General features: G+C 68.6%; 23 protein-coding genes and 1 tRNA gene. 7 read left to right on the plus strand and 17 right to left on the minus strand.

The features are described from left to right. Positions 1-153: 153 nt before the first annotated feature. On the plus strand, positions 154-1,287 hold the full coding sequence (locus tag LDO15_RS17335; protein ID WP_223987513.1) for an SLC13 family permease: 1,134 nt from the start codon (positions 154-156) through the stop codon (positions 1,285-1,287). Between the two features lie 88 nt (positions 1,288-1,375). Here the strand turns inward: LDO15_RS17335 and LDO15_RS17340 are convergent, their stop codons facing one another. Beyond that, entirely contained in the window at positions 1,376-1,801 is a 426-nt protein-coding gene (locus LDO15_RS17340) for a VOC family protein (RefSeq protein WP_223980431.1), read from the minus strand. Positions 1,802-1,985: 184 nt separating this feature from the next. On the opposite strand from LDO15_RS17340, the gene LDO15_RS17345 reads away from it, so the two are divergent. Continuing rightward, positions 1,986-2,966 (plus strand): 3-methyladenine DNA glycosylase, encoded by a 981-nt coding sequence (locus tag LDO15_RS17345; RefSeq protein ID WP_223980433.1) that lies wholly within the window; start codon positions 1,986-1,988, stop codon positions 2,964-2,966. A 94-nt stretch (positions 2,967-3,060) separates the two neighbouring features. On the opposite strand, the gene LDO15_RS17350 is transcribed toward LDO15_RS17345, so the two are convergent. Next, a complete protein-coding gene (locus LDO15_RS17350; RefSeq protein ID WP_223980435.1) occupies positions 3,061-3,978 on the minus strand; it encodes a hypothetical protein in 918 nt (305 codons plus the stop codon). A gap of 132 nt (positions 3,979-4,110) precedes the next feature. After that, entirely contained in the window at positions 4,111-5,799 is a 1,689-nt protein-coding gene (locus LDO15_RS17355) for an AMP-binding protein (RefSeq protein ID WP_223980437.1), read from the minus strand. 111 nt (positions 5,800-5,910) lie between these two features. Here LDO15_RS17355 and LDO15_RS17360 point away from each other — a divergent pair, with 111 nt between their 5' ends. Next, positions 5,911-6,189, plus strand: a complete 279-nt coding sequence (locus LDO15_RS17360; RefSeq protein WP_223980439.1) for a putative quinol monooxygenase — start codon at positions 5,911-5,913, stop codon at positions 6,187-6,189. Between the two features lie 98 nt (positions 6,190-6,287). Here the strand turns inward: LDO15_RS17360 and trxA are convergent, their stop codons facing one another. The 3 genes from trxA to LDO15_RS17375 form a co-directional block, all read right to left on the minus strand. Then, positions 6,288-6,701: a thioredoxin gene (trxA, locus tag LDO15_RS17365; RefSeq protein WP_018773584.1), complete on the minus strand. Its 414-nt coding sequence runs from the start codon at positions 6,699-6,701 to the stop codon at positions 6,288-6,290. A gap of 77 nt (positions 6,702-6,778) precedes the next feature. After that, positions 6,779-7,324 carry an acyl-CoA thioesterase gene (locus tag LDO15_RS17370; RefSeq protein ID WP_223980443.1) on the minus strand — a complete coding sequence of 182 codons (546 nt, stop codon included), beginning with the start codon at positions 7,322-7,324 and terminating at the stop codon, positions 6,779-6,781. 105 nt (positions 7,325-7,429) lie between these two features. Beyond that, on the minus strand, positions 7,430-8,158 hold the full coding sequence (locus LDO15_RS17375; RefSeq protein ID WP_223980447.1) for a Type 1 glutamine amidotransferase-like domain-containing protein: 729 nt from the start codon (positions 8,156-8,158) through the stop codon (positions 7,430-7,432). 200 nt (positions 8,159-8,358) lie between these two features. Here LDO15_RS17375 and LDO15_RS17380 point away from each other — a divergent pair, with 200 nt between their 5' ends. Next, entirely contained in the window at positions 8,359-8,793 is a 435-nt protein-coding gene (locus LDO15_RS17380; protein WP_223980450.1) for a hypothetical protein, read from the plus strand. Positions 8,794-8,855: 62 nt separating this feature from the next. Here the strand turns inward: LDO15_RS17380 and LDO15_RS17385 are convergent, their stop codons facing one another. The 5 genes from LDO15_RS17385 to LDO15_RS17405 all read right to left on the minus strand — a co-directional run bounded on the left by LDO15_RS17385 (position 8,856) and on the right by LDO15_RS17405 (position 13,266). Further along, positions 8,856-9,299: a VOC family protein gene (locus LDO15_RS17385; protein ID WP_223980453.1), complete on the minus strand. Its 444-nt coding sequence runs from the start codon at positions 9,297-9,299 to the stop codon at positions 8,856-8,858. After that, positions 9,299-9,841 (minus strand): GNAT family N-acetyltransferase, encoded by a 543-nt coding sequence (locus LDO15_RS17390; protein WP_223980455.1) that lies wholly within the window; start codon positions 9,839-9,841, stop codon positions 9,299-9,301. The genes LDO15_RS17385 and LDO15_RS17390 overlap by 1 nt, the downstream gene beginning before the upstream one ends. A 50-nt stretch (positions 9,842-9,891) precedes the next feature. Continuing rightward, positions 9,892-10,620: an MgtC/SapB family protein gene (locus LDO15_RS17395; protein WP_223980458.1), complete on the minus strand. Its 729-nt coding sequence runs from the start codon at positions 10,618-10,620 to the stop codon at positions 9,892-9,894. Between the two features lie 128 nt (positions 10,621-10,748). Beyond that, positions 10,749-12,341, minus strand: a complete 1,593-nt coding sequence (locus LDO15_RS17400) for an ABC transporter permease (protein ID WP_223980460.1) — start codon at positions 12,339-12,341, stop codon at positions 10,749-10,751. Continuing rightward, on the minus strand, positions 12,334-13,266 hold the full coding sequence (locus LDO15_RS17405) for an ABC transporter ATP-binding protein (RefSeq protein ID WP_223980462.1): 933 nt from the start codon (positions 13,264-13,266) through the stop codon (positions 12,334-12,336). Before LDO15_RS17405 ends, LDO15_RS17400 begins: the two co-directional genes overlap by 8 nt. A gap of 294 nt (positions 13,267-13,560) precedes the next feature. On the opposite strand from LDO15_RS17405, the gene LDO15_RS17410 reads away from it, so the two are divergent. Next, positions 13,561-14,040, plus strand: coding sequence for a DUF1810 domain-containing protein (locus LDO15_RS17410; protein ID WP_223980464.1), 480 nt, complete (start codon positions 13,561-13,563; stop codon positions 14,038-14,040). On the opposite strand, the gene LDO15_RS17415 is transcribed toward LDO15_RS17410, so the two are convergent. From LDO15_RS17415 to LDO15_RS17425, 3 genes are all read right to left on the minus strand, one after another. Then, a complete protein-coding gene (locus LDO15_RS17415) occupies positions 14,037-14,210 on the minus strand; it encodes a hypothetical protein (protein WP_223980466.1) in 174 nt (57 codons plus the stop codon). The two genes, LDO15_RS17410 and LDO15_RS17415, sit on opposite strands and share 4 nt — an antisense overlap. Positions 14,211-14,349: 139 nt before the next feature. Continuing rightward, the gene (locus LDO15_RS17420) at positions 14,350-14,727 is read right to left on the minus strand and encodes an META domain-containing protein (RefSeq protein WP_223980468.1); all 378 of its coding nucleotides are present in this window, start codon (positions 14,725-14,727) and stop codon (positions 14,350-14,352) included. 71 nt (positions 14,728-14,798) lie between these two features. After that, complete coding sequence (locus LDO15_RS17425; protein ID WP_223980470.1) at positions 14,799-15,392, minus strand: DinB family protein; 594 nt, start codon at positions 15,390-15,392, stop codon at positions 14,799-14,801. Positions 15,393-15,770: 378 nt separating this feature from the next. Here LDO15_RS17425 and LDO15_RS17430 point away from each other — a divergent pair, with 378 nt between their 5' ends. Next, the gene (locus LDO15_RS17430) at positions 15,771-16,127 is read left to right on the plus strand and encodes a LysM domain-containing protein (RefSeq protein ID WP_223980473.1); all 357 of its coding nucleotides are present in this window, start codon (positions 15,771-15,773) and stop codon (positions 16,125-16,127) included. A 160-nt stretch (positions 16,128-16,287) separates the two neighbouring features. Here LDO15_RS17430 and LDO15_RS17435 read toward each other — a convergent pair. Both LDO15_RS17435 and LDO15_RS17440 read right to left on the minus strand, forming a co-directional pair. After that, a tRNA-Tyr gene (locus tag LDO15_RS17435) sits at positions 16,288-16,369 on the minus strand. A gap of 172 nt (positions 16,370-16,541) precedes the next feature. Further along, on the minus strand, positions 16,542-16,796 hold the full coding sequence (locus tag LDO15_RS17440; protein ID WP_223980476.1) for a hypothetical protein: 255 nt from the start codon (positions 16,794-16,796) through the stop codon (positions 16,542-16,544). Positions 16,797-16,993: 197 nt separating this feature from the next. Between LDO15_RS17440 and LDO15_RS17445 the strand changes: the two genes are divergently transcribed. Then, a complete protein-coding gene (locus tag LDO15_RS17445) occupies positions 16,994-17,485 on the plus strand; it encodes a YajQ family cyclic di-GMP-binding protein (protein WP_223980477.1) in 492 nt (163 codons plus the stop codon). Between the two features lie 252 nt (positions 17,486-17,737). Here LDO15_RS17445 and htpX read toward each other — a convergent pair whose 3' ends face one another. Continuing rightward, positions 17,738-18,607 carry a zinc metalloprotease HtpX gene (htpX, locus tag LDO15_RS17450; protein WP_223980479.1) on the minus strand — a complete coding sequence of 290 codons (870 nt, stop codon included), beginning with the start codon at positions 18,605-18,607 and terminating at the stop codon, positions 17,738-17,740.

The following is an 18,607-nucleotide window of genomic DNA, read 5'->3' on the forward strand; positions in this document are numbered from 1 at the left end:
TACCGTCTCCGGCGCGGCAGGCACGTCGGCGCGGCAGGCACGTCGGCCCGGCAGGCACGTCGGCACGGCTCCGGCGCTCTGAGGTGCGACGATTAGCCCGTGAAGAGGATCGCCCGGCTGAAGAAGTTCAAGAGCTATGCGCTGCCCGCGGGCATGCTCCTGGCCGGGTGCGCGGCGCTGGCGACCGGGCTGCTGCCGGTCCCCGCCTTCCAGGAGCTCGCGGCCCGGACAGTGCCGGTGCTGGCGTTCGTCGTCGCGATGTCCCTGGTCACCGAGTTAGTGGATGAGGCCGGGCTGTTCCGGGTGGTCACCGAGCGGCTGGCCGCCCTGGGCCGCGGCCGGGTCCTCCTGCTGTGGTTCCTCGTCATCGCCCTCGCCACCGTTTCTACGGTGTTCCTGTCGCTGGATACGACGGCGGTGCTGGTGACTCCCGTCGTCGTGCTGCTGGCCATTCACGCCCGCATTCCGCCGCTGCCGTTCGCGCTGACCACCGTGTGGCTGGCGAACACAGCCTCGCTGCTCCTGCCGGTCTCCAACCTGACCAACCTGCTGGCGCAGGACCGGCTCAAACTCAGTCCTGCCGGCTTCGCCTCGCTGGTGTGGGCACCGGCCCTGGTCGGCATCCTGGTGCCGCTGGTGCTGCTGTGGCTGGCGTTCCGGAAGGACCTGCGCGGCAAGTACGGGCCGCAGCCGGTCCACAAGGTCCGGGACCGGGTGCTGCTGTACACGGCGTCCGGCGTCATGGCGGTCCTGCTGCCGGCGCTGGTGTCCGGGGTTCCGGTGCAGATCCCGGCGATCGCGGCAGCCGCCGTCCTGCTCGTGCTGTTCCTCTGGCGGCGCCGGTCCGTCCTGCGCTGGTCCATGATTCCGTGGCGGCCGCTCATGCTCACGTCCGGCCTGTTCATGGTGGTGGAGGCCCTGCACGCCAACGGGCTGACCCGGTTCCTGTCCGGGATCGCCGGCACGGGCGACACCCTGCCGGCGCTCCTGCAGCTCGCCGGGCTCGGCACCGTGGCCGCCAACGCCGTCAACAACCTGCCCGCCTACCTGGCCCTGGAACCGGTCGGCGGCTCGCCCGCCCGGCTGGCCGCCCTGCTGATCGGCGTGAATCTTGGCCCGCTGGTGACCCCGTGGGCTTCACTCGCCACGCTGCTGTGGCACGAGCGGCTCCGCACGCTCAACGTGGACATCCGCTGGGGCGGCTTCGCCCTGGCCGGCGCCGTCGCCGTCGTCCTGACCGTCCCGCTGGCGGTCGTGGCGCTGTGGCTCACCACGGGGATGCACTGATCCGCTAGGGCATCCGCGGTGGGCCGGCGGCTGCGCCGGGCTGCGGGGCTGACGGGCTGCGCCGGGCGGGCTGCCGGGCTGCGGGGCCTCAGGCGCCGATGTCGTTTCCCGGGTTCGCGGCGGCGGCGCCGCCCTCCGGCACCGCGTTCTGCCACAGTCCCACCACGTTGCCCTCGCTGTCCTTGAAGTAGGCGTTCCAGCCCATGCCGGGGACCTCCATTTTCGCGCGGACCACGGAACCGCCCCCGGCGGCGATCTGCTCAAGGGCGGCGTCGATGTCGTCGACGTCGATCGTGACCACCGGGGCCGTGAGCTCCCCGCGCCGGAACAGTCCGCCGTTGATGGATCCGGTGACGGCGGGCCGCCCGTGCTCGTCCATCGGCGTCGTCATGGCCAGGCTGTATTCCATCTCCGGCATGACCTGGAACCCCCAGCCGAAGACGGAACTGTAGAACTCCCGTGCCCGGTCCTCGTCGTCCGCGGGAATCTCGAAATGCACCACTCCACCGGCCATGATGTGCTCCTGGCGGCCCCGGGGCCCGGGCCAACGGCAGGCGCAGGGGGACCGGCGCCACAGCCGGATTCTAGCCCCGGGGGCCGCGCAGGTTTAGGGCCGTAGGGCTCAGCCCGGCGGTCCCGGCGGTCCCGGCGGACCCGGCGGTAAGGCTGCTGTCAGCCCGGCATGGGAACATGTTCGAATGACCCTTGCAGACGTCCCCGCAGGCCTTGCCGCCGCGGCGGACGCCTCACTGCGGTGGCACCCGGGCGGCCCGTTCGACCTGATGCAAACCCTCGGCACGCTCCTGCGCGGCCACGGCGACCCGTCCTTCCGCACCGCCCCGGACGCCGTCTGGCTCGCGTTCACGACGCCGGACGGACCGGCCACTTTGCGCCTGGCAACCGCGGGTCCCCGGGCGGATCCGGCCGTCGACGCGCAGGCCTGGGGTCCCGGGGCCGAGGCCGCTGCGGGCTCGGTCCCCCGCCTCCTGGGCCGCGATGACGACTGGACGGCATTCGATGAGCCCGCGTTCCATGCCACGCTGCCCCGGATGGTGATCGAGGCGCGGCGGCGGAACCTCACGGTGCGGCTGCCTGCCACCGGCCGGATCATCGACTCGCTCGTGCCGACCATCCTGGAGCAGAAGGTCACCGTGATCGAGGCCCGCCGCGGCTACCGCTACCTGATGTACCGTTTCGGGACGACCGCGCCGGGCGCGGGGACGGTGGCTCCGGCCAACCTCATGCTCCAGCCCACGGCCGAACAGTGGCTGCACATTCCGTCCTGGGAATGGCACAAGGCCGGGGTGGGTCCGCAGCGCTCGGCAACCGTCATGCGGGCGCTGCGCTCAGCCGCGGCGCTCGAACGGCTCGCCGCCCTGCCCGCCGCGGAGGCGGCGGTGAAGCTGCAGTCCATACCGGGCATCGGAGTGTGGACGGCGGCCGAGGTGGTGCAGCGCACGCACGGCTGTCCGGACTCGATCGCGGTGGGCGACTATCATCTTGCGGCCTACGTGGGCGCGGCCCTGACCGGCCGCCGCACGGACGACGCCGGCATGCTCCGGCTGCTGGCCCCCTGGGCGGGGCACCGGCAGCGCGTGGTCCGGATGATCGGCCTCAGCGGGTTCCGCAAGCCCACCTTTGGCCCGCGGATGACCATCCAAGACCACCGAGCCCACTGACCCCTAATGCAACGCGGGGTCACTTTCGGCCCATCCCGGGCCCCTTGATGGGCGCGATCTGACCCCGTGTTGGTGTGGGCGGGACGGAGTTTGCTCAGGGGCGGAGCCGGGCCCTCTTGACCCGCGCGATGACGCCCTCGAAGCCCTCGGCGAGGTCGTCGGCGTTGACTTTGAAATAGGCCCACCCGGCGCCGCGGAACGCTTCGTCCCGCCGGTTGTCCCGGGACTGCTGTTCCCGGGTGAGGTGAGGGGCGCCGTCGTACTGCACGGCGATCCGGAATCTCCGGTACCCCAGGTCGGCGGCCGGCGAGCGCCGGTCACCGGGATCGAGCCGCATTTGCAGCTCCGGCTCGGGCAGGCGCGCCTCCCGCAGCGCCAGCCGCAGGAAGGTTTCCGGGAAGGAGTCCGCCCCCACCCGCATCTCCTCCAGGGCGAGCCTGGCCTTCTCGACACCCTTCATGTTGGGATGCTGGCGGATCAGCAGCCGCAGGCCATCCCTGTAGGCGTAGGGATCCGACCGCAGTTCGAGGCCGGGCCGGGGCTGCCGGATGAGCTGGTCGCCCAGGGCAATGACGTAGTCCAGCGGCAGCGCCGCAGCCAGATCCAGCCAGGTCCGCGGCGGTGCCGTCACAGGGATACCGTCGACGTCGGTCAGCTCGCCGGGGTTGCTCCGCACACGGTGGCCCGTGACCCCGGCCCGGCGGACCCTGGGCAGTTGATGCGGCTTGCTGAGGTGGATGCTGGTGCAGTCGCCCAGCCACGGCGGCAGGCCGAGACCGGTCAGCACGGCCGCGGTTTCGTGCGACACCCAGGCGCCCGGGGTGGCAGCGGCGAGGACCCGTGCCCGTTCGGCGATCTCAAGGTGCCGCCCGGCGGGCAGGTAGATGAGTCGGCCGCCGTCGGACAAATCATGCGCGCGCAGACGTTTGGGCGGGACACCCAGCGCGCGTGACTCATAGACGGTGAACGGTGTCTGGACGAGGCTTCCGGGCAGCGGCACGATGCGGACCATGGGCACCATTGTGGCCGCGGATCGTCCCCGGCGCTGAAGTTATCCACAGGCCCACCGGCATCGGGGCAACGCGGGGTCACTTTCGGCCCGTCCGGGGCGGCGGGATGGGCCGGAAGTGACCCCGCGTTGCTGTTAGGCGTCGGCCTGGAGGCCCAGGCGGGCCGCTGCCTCGCGGCGCATGTCGACCTTGCGGATCTTGCCGGAGACAGTCATCGGGAAGCTCTCCCGGACGTCCACGTAGCGCGGAATCTTGTAGTGCGCCAGCTTGCCGCGGCAGAATTCGGCGAGGCCGGGGGCATCCAGCGGCGGGGCTCCGGGTTTCAGGATGACGCAGGCCATCAGCTCCTCGCCGTACTTGGCGTCGGGGACGCCGATCACCTGCACGTCCTGGATGTCCGGGTGAGTGTAAAGGAATTCCTCGATTTCCCGCGGATAGACGTTCTCGCCGCCGCGGATCACCATGTCCTTGATCCGGCCCTCGATCACGATGTAGCCGTCCCCGTCCATCCGGGCGAGGTCTCCGGTGTGCATCCACCCGTCGGCGTCGATCGCCTCGGCGGTCTTGTCCGGCTGGTTCCAGTACCCGTGCATCACGGCGTAGCCGCGCGTGCAAAGTTCGCCGATTCCGCCGCGCTCCAGCACCTCCCCCGTGGCCGGGTCCACGATCCTGCTCTCCAGGTTGGGCATCGTCCGGCCGACGGTCTCGGTCCGCTGGGCCATGGTGTCCACGCTGCGGGTCATCGTGGACACCGGCGAGGTCTCCGTCATGCCGTAGCAAATGGCGACGTCTTTCATGTTCATTTCGGTGATGACCCGGTTCATCACCTCGATCGGGCACAGCGATCCGGCCATGACCCCGGTGCGCAGCGTCGAGAGGTCATAAGAGGCGAACTCCGGCAGGGCGAGCTCGGCGATGAACATCGTCGGCACCCCGTAGAGGGAGGTTCCGGCGAAGTCCTGCACGGCTTCCAGGGCCGCGGCCGGCGAGAACGACCGGCCGGGGATGATGGTGGCCGCGCCGTGGCTGAGGGCCGCCAGGTTGCCGATCACCATGCCGAAGCAGTGATAGAACGGCACCGGAATGACCACGCGGTCGTGCTCGGTGTAGCCCAGCTGCTCGCCGATCGAGTAGCCGTTGTTGAGGATGTTGTGGTGCGTCAGCGTGGCGCCCTTCGGGAACCCCGTGGTGCCCGAGGTGTACTGCAGGTTGACGGGATCATGCGGATCCAGCGCCGCCATGCGCGCCTGCAGCGCCGAGTGCCCGACGTCGTCGGCCCGCTTGAGCAGTTCGGCGTACGTGCGCTCCGCGTCGCTCTCGGGGTCGCCGGCAATGAGCCCGTCCGCGCCGGCAGCCGGGAGGAAGACAAGTTCGCGCAGCTCCGGGCATGCCGCCAGCGCCTGCCGCGCCATGCCGGTGTAGTCGCTGTTCCTGTCCGAGGGCGCGGTGACCAGCATGCGCATGCCGTTCTGCTTCACCACGAATTCGAGCTCGTGGCTGCGGTAGGCGGGGTTGACATTGACCAGGATCGCCCCGGCCTTCGCGGTGGCGTACTGCAGGATGGTCCACTCGGCGCAGTTGGGGCTCCAGATGCCGATCCGTTCGCCCTTTGCGACGCCCAAGGCGAGGAGCGCACGCGCCAGGCGGTCGACGTCGTCGTTCAGCTTGGTATAGCTCCACCGCCGGGCCTCCTCGCCGGGCACCGCTGCTGCCTCGATCAGGGCATCGTGGTACGGGAACCGCGCCGCGATCCGTTCGAAGTTCGCACCAATGGTTTCCTCGAGCAGCGGGACGTCAGTGTCCCCGCCTGTGTAAGCAAGCATGATGTGACGCTACCAACTGAGCGGAGGCAAAAGAAGAGCAAAGCTTGGAAGTCCTAGGAAATTTCAGGTCATCTTCCGACGCCGGCGCAGACGCCCGGTAGGGTAATTGGCATGAGCGCACCCATTGACCTGCTGGCCACCTTCATCCCCAACGACGGCGAATTCTTCCGCGTGAAGCTCGCCCTGGACATCGCGATTGACGAGGTGGTCAACGAGCCCGGCTGTATCCGCTATGAGCTCACCGAGGCCAGCGAGGACAAGCTCGTGCTGACGGAGCGGTGGGCCAGCCAGGAGGATCTGGACAAGCACTCCAAGGGCACGGCGGTCCAGGACCTGAACGAATCCCTCAGCGCGCTGCTGGCCGAACCGGTCAGGATCGAAAAGCTCTGACACCTCCCCTCCAACAGCAACGCGGGGTCACTTCGCGCCCATATTCCCCTCAGGGATGGGCGCGAAGTGACCCCGCGCTGGTTTAAGGCTGTGGAGGATTAGGCTTCCGGGATCTGGGTCCCGTCCTGCTTGGCCGCCGCGGCGGCAGCCTCGGCCTGGGAGCGGGCCACATGGGCGTGGACTTCTTCCATGTCCAGGGCCTTGACGGCGTCGACCACCTGCTCCAGCTGCTGGGCGTTCAGGGCGCCGGGCTGCGAGAACACCAGGACCTTTTCGCGGAAGGCCATCAGCGTGGGGATCGAGGTGATGCCGGCCTCGGCCGCGAGCTGCTGCTCGGCCTCGGTGTCCACCTTGGAGAAGACAACGTCCGGGTGCTTCTCGGAGATTGCCGAGTACGTGGGGCCAAACTGCTTGCACGGGCCGCACCATTCTGCCCAGAAATCGACAAGGACGATGTCGTTGTCCTCGACGGTCGATGCGAACTGTTCACCTGTGATGTCTACGGTAGCCATGAGTCAACGGTACGGGAGCAGGCGGGGATTGTCCCCGGCATTTCGCTGTTGGCACATCCGGGCAGGCGGGGTACCGCTCAGCTCCAGGCGTGCGGGGCCGGACGCCTGGCACCGGGCAGGGAGTTGGTTTCGCGCCATTCGTGGATCCACTCGGGCAGTTCCAGATCCGCCGGCGGGGCACCGAATTCGCCGATGATCTCCTCCTGGCTGACGGGCCTGCCCTTGCTGACCAGCCGGGTGGCGATGTAGGCGCGCGCGTAGACCTCGCCGTCCACCACCATCCGCTGCTCGAAGTAGATGGCCTTCGCGTCGAGGCCGATGATCCTGGATTCGATGGTGTACTGCTGCCAGAGCTGCAGCGAACGGCGGAAGGCGATGGTTTCCCCTGCCGCCACCGGGGTCCAGCCCCGGCGGCGCATCTTTTGCCAGGTTCCGCTGCGGGCCATGAGGTCGAAGCGTCCAAGGTCCATGAGCGAGAAGTACATGCCGTTGTTGACGTGCATGGCGATGTCGATGTCGGTGGGCAGGACCCGCAGCGGCAGCGAGGAGCTGTCCCAGATGCTCAGGGGCGGCCGGCGCGAGGAGGTGATCAGCAGCAACAGGGTGCGGAGCAGGAGGTGCATGCCGCTATGTTACCCGCCAGTAACACTGCTGCCAAGGATCAGACGCCCAGGGTAAGCAGGCCAACCCGAACGGGGCCGGTTGCCGTGCGCCCGGAGGGCCGCCGGCTACCGGCGCGCGGACAGAACAGAGACGGTTGCCTTGGGGCCGGCGCCGCGAATGGTCCAGCAGTTCCCGGAGCCGATCACCTCGAGTTCCTGCAGGTCAGCGTGGCGCAGGACCAGGGCGGTGCCCTCATCCACGGCGGCCGCGTGGTCCACGAGGCCTTTCGCCACCGCCCCAACAGCCCGGCCGAGCGTTCCGGCCTGCGCGGAATGGACGTCGACGGCGAAGGGCACCAGGCCCAGCCCGTCGCGGATCTCCACTTCCTCAAGGCCCTCCGAACAGTCCGCGGGGCAGACCTCGGCTCCCCGGATACGGTAGCCGCCCACGATCGCCCGCGCCGGGGCCACCATCGCCCCGGCCGAGAACCCCATGTACGGCACACCGTCAGAGACCGCGCGGCGGATGACCTCCGCGGACGCCAGCAGGCCGTCCAGGTAGCCCGGCGTCGGGCCGCCGCCGACGACGATCCCGTCAACGTCGTCGAACTCGGCAGGATCCGCGTCCTCGTTGAAACGGAGCAGGACCGGGACCACCTCGCAGACGATGCGGGATTCCAGCGGTTCCAGATAGGCGGGCAGGAAGTATTCCGAGCTGCCCTGGTGGTCAAAGAGCACCACGGCGACGCGGGGAGTCCTGTCGGGAGCCCGGCTCCGGAGCTCCCGGACAAACCGGTCGACGACGACGGGAGTGGTCACCGTGTCCGGGCCGCCGCCGACAAGGATGATGGTCATGGCTTCAACGTACCCGGATCCGGGGCAATCGCAATGGGCCCGGCGCGTCGGTGCCGGCCGTGGCGGCGGCTCAAAAGTTCATGTAGCGATTGACCGGCCCGAACCGCGAGGAACATAATCGGAATCGGTACTACCTTCATCCACGACTGCGCCGACCACTAGGCCGACGGCAGAGCATTCAACGGAAAGCGGTCGGAATTATGAGTACTGCCCATCACCCTGTCGCTGCGACCGGCTGGACCGGCTGGGCTCGCTTTGCGGGGGTCATTCTGATTATCAACGGCGTCTTCAGCGGCCTCCAGGGCCTCGTCGCGCTGACCGGGCCCGACAGTTACTATTTGGCGACGCCGGGCGCGCTGTACCTCTTCGATGCGAAGGGGTGGGGCTGGTGGAATGTCGCAATCGGTGCGGGCCTGATCCTCACCGCCGTCGCGCTCTTCTCCGGTGCAGCCTGGGCTCGGATCGTTGCGGTCATCCTTGCGGGCCTCAGTGCGGTGGTTCAACTGATGCTCATTCCGTCGCAGCCATGGTGGTCCGTGATCGTCATCGCCGTCGACGTCCTCATCATCTACGCGATCATCGCCCACGGCGAGGAACTCAAGGCTGAAAAGGCGCCCCCGGCAACCACCTCGTAGGCCTCCACATCCCGGGCGCCGGAGGCCGCGGGCGGCGGAACGGATCCGCCGGGCCGCGGCCGTCAGTCCCTGGCGATCAGCTCCACCTCGTAGCCGTCCGAGTTCACGAGGTAGGCGGCGAAATGGCCGGGACCGCCAGCGTGCGGGTAGGTCTCCGGAAACAGTTCCGCCCAGCCGTGGTGGAGGCTCTCGGCCGCCATGGCGTCCACCTGCTCCCGGGTCCCGGCACTGAAGGCGAGATGGTTCAGCCCCGGAGCGGTGCGGCGGTGCACGGTTCCGCTCAGGGCCGGGGACTTCTCGACGACGATATAGGTGGGCCCGCGACGCCAGCTGCACCCGTGGGCCCAGTCTTGGTACGGCTCGTAACCCAGCCGGCCCAGGAGCCAGCCCCACTGGTCCCTGGCCCGTTGCAGGTCCGGCACCCAGAGTTCAACATGGTGCAGGGCACCGAATGACGCCGGCGCGGCCGGATTGGCCGGATCGGCCGCCATCAGAGGATCAGCCATCAGCACAGGATCCGCTGGAACAGGATATGGTCCTGCCAGGAACCGGCGATCCGGAGGTACTGGGCGGCCAACCCGATCTCCTCGAAGCCTGCCCGTTTCAGGATCCGCTGTGACGCGGCGTTGTGCGGGAGGGTGGCGGCCTGCAGCCGGTGGAGCCCGAGTTCGGACCGGGCGGCGTCCACGGCGAACTCCAGCGCGGCCGAGCCGATCCCGCGCCCGGTCATGTCCTTGTCCACCCAGTAGCCGAGGTGGGCGCTGAGGAACGGCCCCCGGACAATGCCGCTGAGGTTCAGCACACCGATGATGCGGGAGCCGTCGACGAGAACCCACGGCACGTCCGATCCCGCGATGAACAGTCCAAGCTTGGATTCGATGCTGGCGGCCTGCGCTTCGGCGGTGAAGAAGTCCTCGGACCGCAGCGGCTCCCAGGGCGCTAGGTGCTCGCGGTTCCGCAGATAGGCCTCGGCGAGGGGGCCGGCGTCGGACCTGTGCAGCACCCGCACGCGCGCGGTACCCGTCAAAGCGATGCTGTTCCCGGTCATCCGGCGACTCTAACGGTCATTCTGGACGGGTTCAATCAGCGCACGGGTTCTCAGGCGCCGGCGTCGTCGTCGTCTTCGTTCGGGTCGGCGCCGTGGACGGTGACACTCTTCACGCCGGGCACTTCCAGCAGGTACGGGACGAGTTCCCGCAGCGGAAGGTGCCCGTGGAAGCGGATGTCCATGAGGACGATCGGCTTTTGTTCATCGCCGGACTTGTTGGTGCTCAGGATCGAGGAGCTGAACCCCATGTTGGTGGCAATCTCCAGTACCTGCCTCAGCACGCCCTGGTTGTCGGCGTAGCCCAGATGCAGGACCCGGTTGCTGTCCGGCGTGGGTATTTTCCGGACCGCGGGAGAGACCACATACAAGGTGACGAGGTGGAAGGCGGTCAGCGAGAGCGCCAGGGAAAGCATTCCGGCCCCGCACGCCATGCCGACGGCGGCCGAGACCCAGATGCTCGCGGCTGTGGTGAGGCCCCGGACAACGTTCCGCCCCTTGAAAATCACACCGGCACCGAGGAAGCCGATGCCGCTGACGATTTGGGCCGCGATGCGGGCCGGGTCCATGGTTCCCCCGGTCTGGACGGCGGCGAAGCCGTAGGCGGAGATCAGGGTGAAGGTGCACGACCCGAGGCCGACCAGGACGTGGGTGCGGTACCCCGCAACCTTCTGCCGGACCTGCCGCTCGGCGCCAATCAGCGAGCAGAGGACAAATGTCGCCAGCAGGAGCCCGATTTCCACCAGTGTCGTCTTGGTGAACAGCCCGTATGCGTCGCCCATCCGCCCTCCGACTCGGCCCGAGAGTGGCGTCCCGCCATAGCGGAGGAGCGCCGAGGACTCTCGAAATTGATATTACCGCCGCCCCCGTGCGGGGAATAGGGGTGGGAGCAGGGGCGCGTCCGCTGCGCTCATGTGGCCAGATCCCGGCGGCGCCAGCCGGTGTAGCCCAATGCAGCGAGTGCCGCGGCAGCCACCGTGAGGCCCAGCAGGGGCCCGCCGGCGTCGGCATCCAGGGGAAGCAGCGGGCTATGCCGGAACGGGGAGAGCTCCATCAGCCACTCCGGGGCGTTCCACAGCACGCCGAACTCGCCCAGGGCGACGAACAGCAGCAGCAGGGCCCAGACAGCCCCGGTGAGCCGCGGCGCCCAGCCGAACACGGCCAGTACCGCCGCTGTCATGACCCAGGCCGCGGGGATCTGGGCCGCGGCGGCCACGGTGACGCGCCAGAACTGGTTTCCGTCAGCCAGCACCGCGGCCGCGCCGGCTCCGACCGACAATCCGGCCAGCAGCATGAGCACGGCGACGCCGGACAGCGCCAGCATGAAGTGGCTGCTCGCCCACCGCGGCCGGGTGGTGGCCGTGCCCAGCAGCGCCTCCACATGCCCGTCCGTCTCCTCGTCGCGGAGCCGGCTGGCCGCGGACAGGCCGTAGGCCGAGGCCAGCAGTCCCATGATGCTGATCTCCGCGGCAATGAAGGCGTCTGTCATGGCCTGGGTTCCGCCCAGCATCCTGATCAGGTCCTGGGCGTTGGGCGAACTCAACAAGTCCGTGACGTTGCCGGCCAGCGATCCGATCACCACACCGAACACCACGAAGGCCACTGCCCACGCCGCGAGGAGCCGGAGCTGCAGCCGCACCGCGAGGTCCCAGACGCCCCGGAGCGAGCCGCGGGCCGGGCCGGGCCGCTCCTCGCGCAGGCCGGAGCCGAGGTCTCTGCGCGCACGGAGGGCGAGCGCGACGGGCACCAGCGCGGCGCAAAGCGCCAGCGGCAGGGCGAGCACCCACCACTGGTCGCCGGCAAAAGCCCGGATCTGCTGGTTCCAGCCGATCGGGGAAAGCCAGGACAGGGCGGACGGACCCGGTTCGGCGAGGTCCCCCACCGCCCGCAGCGCGTAGGTCACGGCGACCACGCCGACGCTCGTTCCCGTGGCGGCCCGCGCGCTGGCTGTCAGCTGGGCGGTGACCCCTGCCACGGCGCTGAACGCCATGCCGGTGGCGGCCCAGCCGAGTCCGAACGCGAGCGAGCCCGCGGCCGGAAGTCCGCCCGCGGCCAAGGACACCGCCGTGACCAGCCCGAGGACAAGACTCGATCCGAAGCTGATGGTGAGGGCGGCGGCGAGCGGAGCGTCACGCCCCAGCCGGCCGCCGCCGAGGAGCTCGAGCCGCCCGGACTCTTCGTCGCTGCGGGTGTGCCGGACGGTGATGAACACCATGAGCACGGCCAGGATGGCCGCCATGAACGCCGTGTACTTGATCAGGGACAGCGCGCCGAGGGACGTGGGGTCATAGACCCGGCCGAACAGGGCCACGAGCGAGGCGGTGGCGTTCAGGGCCGTCGCGGCCTCGACCCTGCTCGCGACATCGGGGTAGAGCTCGGCGCCGGCCGCGGCGGTTGAATAGGTTGTTGCGGCGAAGCCGGCGATCCACGCCGGGAGCAGCCAGCGGTCGCGCCGCAGTCCCAGCCGGACCAGGTCTCCGGTCCCCGCCAATGCCTCACGCATCGCCGGGGCTCCTGCTGCCCGCCCCGGCCGCTGCCACCGGCACCGCCGCGCCGTAGTGGCGCAGGAAGAGGTCCTCGAGGGTGGGGGGCTGGCTGGTCAGCGCGAGGAGTCCCGCATCCGTCAGGACCCGCATGAGCGGGGCCAGACCGGACGGTTCCACCTGGGCGCTGATGCGGTGGTCCGTGACGACGACGTCGTGGACGCCCGGCAGGGTCTCCAAACCCGCCGGTACCGCGGCGACGTCGGCAGTGACGGAGGTCCGGGTCAGGTGCCTGAGTTCCTCAAGCCGCCCGGTCTCGACCACCCGGCCCTCCCGGATGATGCTGACGCGGTCCGAGAGTGCCTCGGCCTCGCTGAGGATATGGCTGCTGAGCAGTACCGTGCGGCCCTGGTTCCGCAGGTCCCGGACACAGCCGCGGAAGGCGTCCTCCATGAGAGGGTCCAGGCCGGACGTGGGTTCGTCCAGCAGGAACAGTTCGGCGTCGGTGGCCAGCGCGGCGATCAGGGCCACCTTCTGCCGGTTGCCCTTGGAGTAGGCCCGGGATTTCTTCGTCGGGTCGAGGTCGAACAGCTCCAGGAGCCGGTCCCGGCGGGCCGGGTCCTGGCCGCCCTGAAGCCGGCCGAGGAGATCGATGACCTCACCTCCCGTCAGGTTGGGCCACAACGCCACATCCCCGGGGACGTAGGCCAGGCGCCGGTGGAGGCTCGCGACGTCCTGCCACGGGTCAAGGCCCAGGACCCGGATGGAGCCAGCGTTGGCGCGCAGCATCCCCAGCAGCAGGCGGATGGTTGTCGATTTTCCTGAACCGTTCGGGCCCAGGAAGCCATGGACCTCGCCCGCTTCAACGGAAAAGTCCAACCCGTTCAGGGCAACCACCGGCCCGAAACGCTTCACAACCCCGGCCATCTCCAAGACGCTCGCCATGGAGGACACGATACGCCGGGGACCGACAATCCAGCTCAGGCCGAAGGACCCGTTCGCCTGCAGGCGGCCTTGCGGCCTGTCGGGCCGCCGCACGAGGCGGTTTCTGGCGGCCTGCGGGCGGTCTGTCGCGGCGCGGCCTGTCGCGGCGCGGCCTGTCGCGGCGCGGCCTGTCGCGGCGCGGCCTGTCGCGGCGCGGCCTGTCGCGGCGCGGCCTGTCGCGGCGCGGCCTGTCGCGGCGCGGCCTGTCGCGGCGCGGCCTGTCGCGGCGCACCGCGGCGACGTAGCCTAGCGAGCATGGAAGACGCTTACGACCTTGAACGGTTCGTGACCGCCCAGAACGCCGGCGGAACTTACGGGCACGCCCTGGCGGAGCTGCGGTCGGGCATGAAGCGAAGTCACTGGATGTGGTTCGTGTTCCCCCAGCTCGCGGGGTTGGGCCGCAGCGAAACCGCCCGCAGGTATGCCATCTCCTCGCTGGACGAGGCGCGCGCCTACTACCGGCACGACGTCCTTGGCCCCCGTCTGGCGGAGGCCGCTGCGGCGGTGGCGTCCGTGGAAGGGCGGTCCGCGGAGCACATCTTTGGCGGCATCGACGCACGGAAACTGCACTCGTCCATGACGCTGTTCCTGCGCGCCGCCCCGGACGAGCCCGTGTTCCGCAACATCCTGGACCGGTATTTCGCTGGCCTGCCGGATTCCGCCACGGACCGGCTGCTGGCGGGGTTGTCGGCCGGTCCGGACCCGGCAGAAAATTCGGACCCCGCGGCCGGTTAGCCGTCCAGTGCCGCCAGTGCCGCCAGTGCCGCCAGTGCCGTGATCATCCGTTCCATGCGGGCGACGCCGGCAGGGCAGCCGGCGCTGTCCGTCACCTGCAGGGGGTCAAAACGGCGGCTGGTGGCCGCCGCCGGGCCCACGATGTCCCCAATGATGCTCCGGTGCGTCAACGGCGAACCCGACAACCCTACGGTGACTCCGGCCCTAAAACTGAGATTTTTGCTCGCAGAAAAATCTCACAGAACAATCTCGCAGAACAATGCAATGTTGCCGGAACACGAACGCCAACAGAGCGCGAAGCCGGCCAGGTCACTGCTTGGCCAGGGTTCCGATCTTGTGACCGCTGTTGCCGTAGACGACAAGCACAGTCCCGTCCACTTTGGCGGTTTGCGCCTGCGATAGCCACGTGTCGACGTCACTGCAGGCCATCAGGGTGGATGCGATCGGGCCGAAGTCGAAGGAGTCGCCCGAAATCGATCCCTTGCCTGTCAAACGATTGCAGCCGTCCGTTCCCTGGAAGGAGCCGTCGTCGGTGATCGTGAGGTTGGGCTGGCCTTTAGCGGTCTGCCCCCAACTTCCGGCGAACGATTTCAGGGCCGGACCGGAGCACCCCGTGAGTGCCGCTAGCGCCATGCCGGCAACCAGGATGCCAACAACCAGCAGACCGCTCTGACGCAACCGACTCATGCCGCCATGTTAGTCGGCGGGATCTCCCGGACGGAAGGATCATTCCGCCTTTCCGGGTCGTCGTCGGGCTCCTAGCGGCCGTCAGCCGGTGCTCCGGCGGCGACGGCGGCGGCCTCGATGCGGGCCCGGTGAACGGCCCATCCTTCTTGTGTGCGCAGCGAGAGGTTCGGATCCTCCGGGCGCTGGCCCGCCCTGCCGTCGATGAGTTCGCGCAGGATGTCCGCGTGTCCCAGGTGATGGGCTGTTTCCACGCACATGTGCACGAGGATCTGATGCAGGGTCACGTTCCTCCGCTCGTCCGGCCACCACGGCACGACGCCGGGCGCGTCGAGGCTGAGTTCATCGATCGTGGCGTCGCTGTGCAGGGCGGAGAGCCGGTGCAGTTCCACGATCTGCTCCCGCGTCTCTCCGGGCGCTGCCCAGAGGTCGGCATCCGGCTCGGCGTCTTCGGCAAACCACGGCAGCGCCAGCTCGCTCGGCCGGCCAAAAACCTCGCCGAAGTAGCCGAGTTCGACGCTGGCCACATGCTTGACGAGGCCCAGCAGGTTGGTTCCGGTCGGCGTGAGGGGCCGGCGCGCGTCGTACTCGCTGAGGCCTTCGAGTTTCGCCAGGAGGCTGGTCCGCCGGGTTCTCAGGTAATTGTGCAAAATCGCCTTGTCGTCCATGACCGGCACTATACCGAACCCGGCGAGGCGGGTCCGGCGGAAAAAGGATTAACTCAAACGTATGGAATAATCGGCGCCAGCGGGCCTCGGGGGGAGGTCCCGGATGACAGGACACCCAACGTGAGTCACGGTTCCGGCGCAAAGCGCCTTCTGGCCGCCACCGCTGTTCGTGCCGCACTTCTTGCCGCGGCACTCGGTTTCCTTTTGTGGGCATGCGCTTCCGGCGCGGACCCCTCCGCCGGGACGACGGCGGGGCGCCCGGCAGCCGCAACTCCTGCAGCACCCTCGCCGCCATCCCCGGCGCTAGCCCCCGAACAATCTCACGTTGCCGCGGAGGGCCTGCTGGGGACGACGGCAACGAACGGGTTCCTCCGGCCGATGCGGTACACGGCTGTCGACGGCGACACCTGGGAGGGCATCGCCGCCCACTTCCAGATGACTCCCGAGATCCTCAAGAGCTTTAACGAATCGGCGTCCGTTGCCGCGGGGCAGGTTATCGATCTCAGGGGGGTGGACGTGCCACAACTCGGAGCCGGTGGCAGCGTGACCGGGCAGGACGGGCACGGACAGTTCCTGTACAGGGCAAGCGCCGGAGACACCCCGGCTGGCATCGCGAGCCGCTACGGCGTACCGCTCCATGCACTGCGGATCGCCAACCTCAACCTTTTGACCGGCAGCGAATGGATTCCGCCCGCCGGCACCATAGTGACCATTCCGAATCCGCCGAACGACTGAGCAGCGGCACAGCCAAAGCCCCGGCGATGGACCCCGGTGATAGACCACGGGCCAGAAACTGGAGCGAAAAACTGTCCTGTAACCCGAAAAACCTCAGCGAAAGATCCCAGACAAAGGAAAAGCCTCCGGAACCTATCGGTTCCGGAGGCTTTTCCAAGGGTGGCAGATGAGGGATTCGAACCCCCGTAGGCGTTGCCAGCTGATTTACAGTCAGCCCCCTTTGGCCGCTCGGGTAATCTGCCGAACTTCAAAAGAAGATCACTCGCGGTTTCAAGTCCCGGAACGCCTGTTTCCAGTTCGTTTCGCTTCCAGCACCCGCGGGCAAGACAACTTTACAGAACTTCTGCCGAAGAATCGAATCGGCGCTTCAGCAGATCAAAAAAGGACCAGGAAAGGGCCAAAATCCGCGGAAATTCAGGCGTCGCCAAGAATGCGGCCGGCCAGTCGGGCCTCGAAACGTGCCGCCTGCTCCGGCGTGACCTGGTTGAGCTGCACCGCGCGGGCCAGATCGGCGTGGACGCCGTCCAAGCGGGCCGACGCCTCTGCAGCCGGACTGAGGATGATGGAGGCCGCCAGCGCGGCGGCGGCAACGGAAGTCGCCGTCGCGGCCAGGGTGCTGGCAGCGGCGGCGGTGGTGCGGGTGACGTAGCGGACGGCTTTGTGGTGCATGTTCTTGCCTTTCAGCAGCGGTTCCAACCCTTGCAACTCTTTCGAGCCCGGCTTCGTTCCCGCCGTGATTGAGCTATGAGCTGACTGTGAAACGTCCTCTGCCCGGGCGGCCTCCAGATCGGGGGCATCCGTATTAGGCTGGAATGCAGACATCCCGGCCTCACACCAGGCACCCGGCAACCATCAGGAGGACAGTCATGGCAGGCGAATCCACGTTCGACGTCGTCAGCAAGGTAGACAAGCAGGAGGTCGCCAACGCGCTGAACCAGGCGCAGAAGGAAATTGCCCAGCGCTACGACTTCAAGGGCGTCGGCGCCGAGGTTGATTTCAGCGGCGAGAAGATCCTCATGAAGGCCAACTCCGAGGAGCGGGTCCTCGCAGTGCTCGACGTGCTGCAGTCAAAGCTGATCCGCCGCGGCATCTCGCTGAAGTCCCTCGACACGGGCGAGCCCTACGCCTCCGGCAAGGAATTCCGGCTCGAGGCCTCCATCAAGGAGGGCATCGCCCAGGACCTCGCCAAGAAGATCAACAAGCTGATCCGGGACGAGGCCCCCAAGTCGGTCAAGTCGCAGATCCAGGGCGACGAGCTCCGGGTGACGTCCAAGTCCCGCGACGACCTCCAGGAGACCATGGCCCTGCTGAAGAACTTCGACGAGGCCGACCTGCAGTTTGTGAACTTCCGCAGCTAGCTAGCGGCCGCCTCACGACGCGCACGGCGCCTCATGACGCGCGCAAGGGCCGGCGACACCTGTATTCGGGTGTCGCCGGCCCTTTCGCGCGTCGCGGGGCACTTCGCGCGTCGCGGGATTGTTCGCGCGTCACGGGACACTTCGCGCGTCGCGGGATTGTTCGCGCGTCACGGGACACTTCGCGCGTCGCCGGACCTGCAGCCGGACCTGCAGTGAGTCGCCAGCCCTGCCGCCAGACCTGCCGTGGGCGGACTAGCCGAGCGGGCGGCCGGCCATCCGCTCCAGCCGGCCGATCCGCTCGGCCATCGGCGGGTGGGTGGAGAACATCTTGGCCACGCCTCCGCCCTTGAACGGGTTGGCGATCATCATGTGGGACGCGTTGACCAGCCGCTGGTCCTGCGGCAGCGGCGCGAGCTGCACGCCCTGCTCGATCTTGCGCAGGGCGGAGGCGAGCGCCAGCGGATCGCCGGTGAGCGCGGATCCGTCCTCGTCGGCGTCGTACTCCCGGGTGCGGGAGATGGCCATCTGGATCAGGGACGCGGCGAACGGGGCCAGCAGCGCCATCGCGATCGCGGCGAACGGGTTGGCGTTGCGGCGGTCCCCGCCGCCAAACAGCAGCATCATCTGTGCCACCGAGGTGATGACGCCGGCGACGGCGGCTGCCACCGACGCCGTCAGGATGTCCCGGTTGTAGACGTGCATCAGTTCATGGCCCAGGACGCCGCGCAGTTCCCGGGCGTCCAGCATCCGCAGGATGCCCTCCGTGCAGCACACGGCCGCCGTCCGGGGGTTCCGGCCGGTGGCGAAGGCGTTTGGCGCCATGGTGGGCGAGACGTAGATGCGCGGCATCGGCTGGTTGGCCCGGCCGGAGAGTTCCCGGACGATCTGGTAGAGCTGGGGCGCCTCGGCCTCCGTGACGGGGTACGCCTGCATGGCACGGATCGCGAGCTTGTCGCTGTTCCAGTACCCGTAAGCCGTGGTGCCGACGCCGATCAGGGCCATGATCCAGATCGGCGCGGCGCTGCGGGTCCCGGCGGCGATGAACGCCCCTAAGCCGAGCAGCACCGCCCACAGGACTCCGAACAGCGCCGCGGTCTTTAGTCCGTTGTGATGCTGGTGCAC

The sequence above is a fragment of the Arthrobacter sp. NicSoilB8 genome, from assembly GCF_019977355.1.
In the GTDB taxonomy this organism is placed as follows: Bacteria; Actinomycetota; Actinomycetes; order Actinomycetales; family Micrococcaceae; genus Arthrobacter.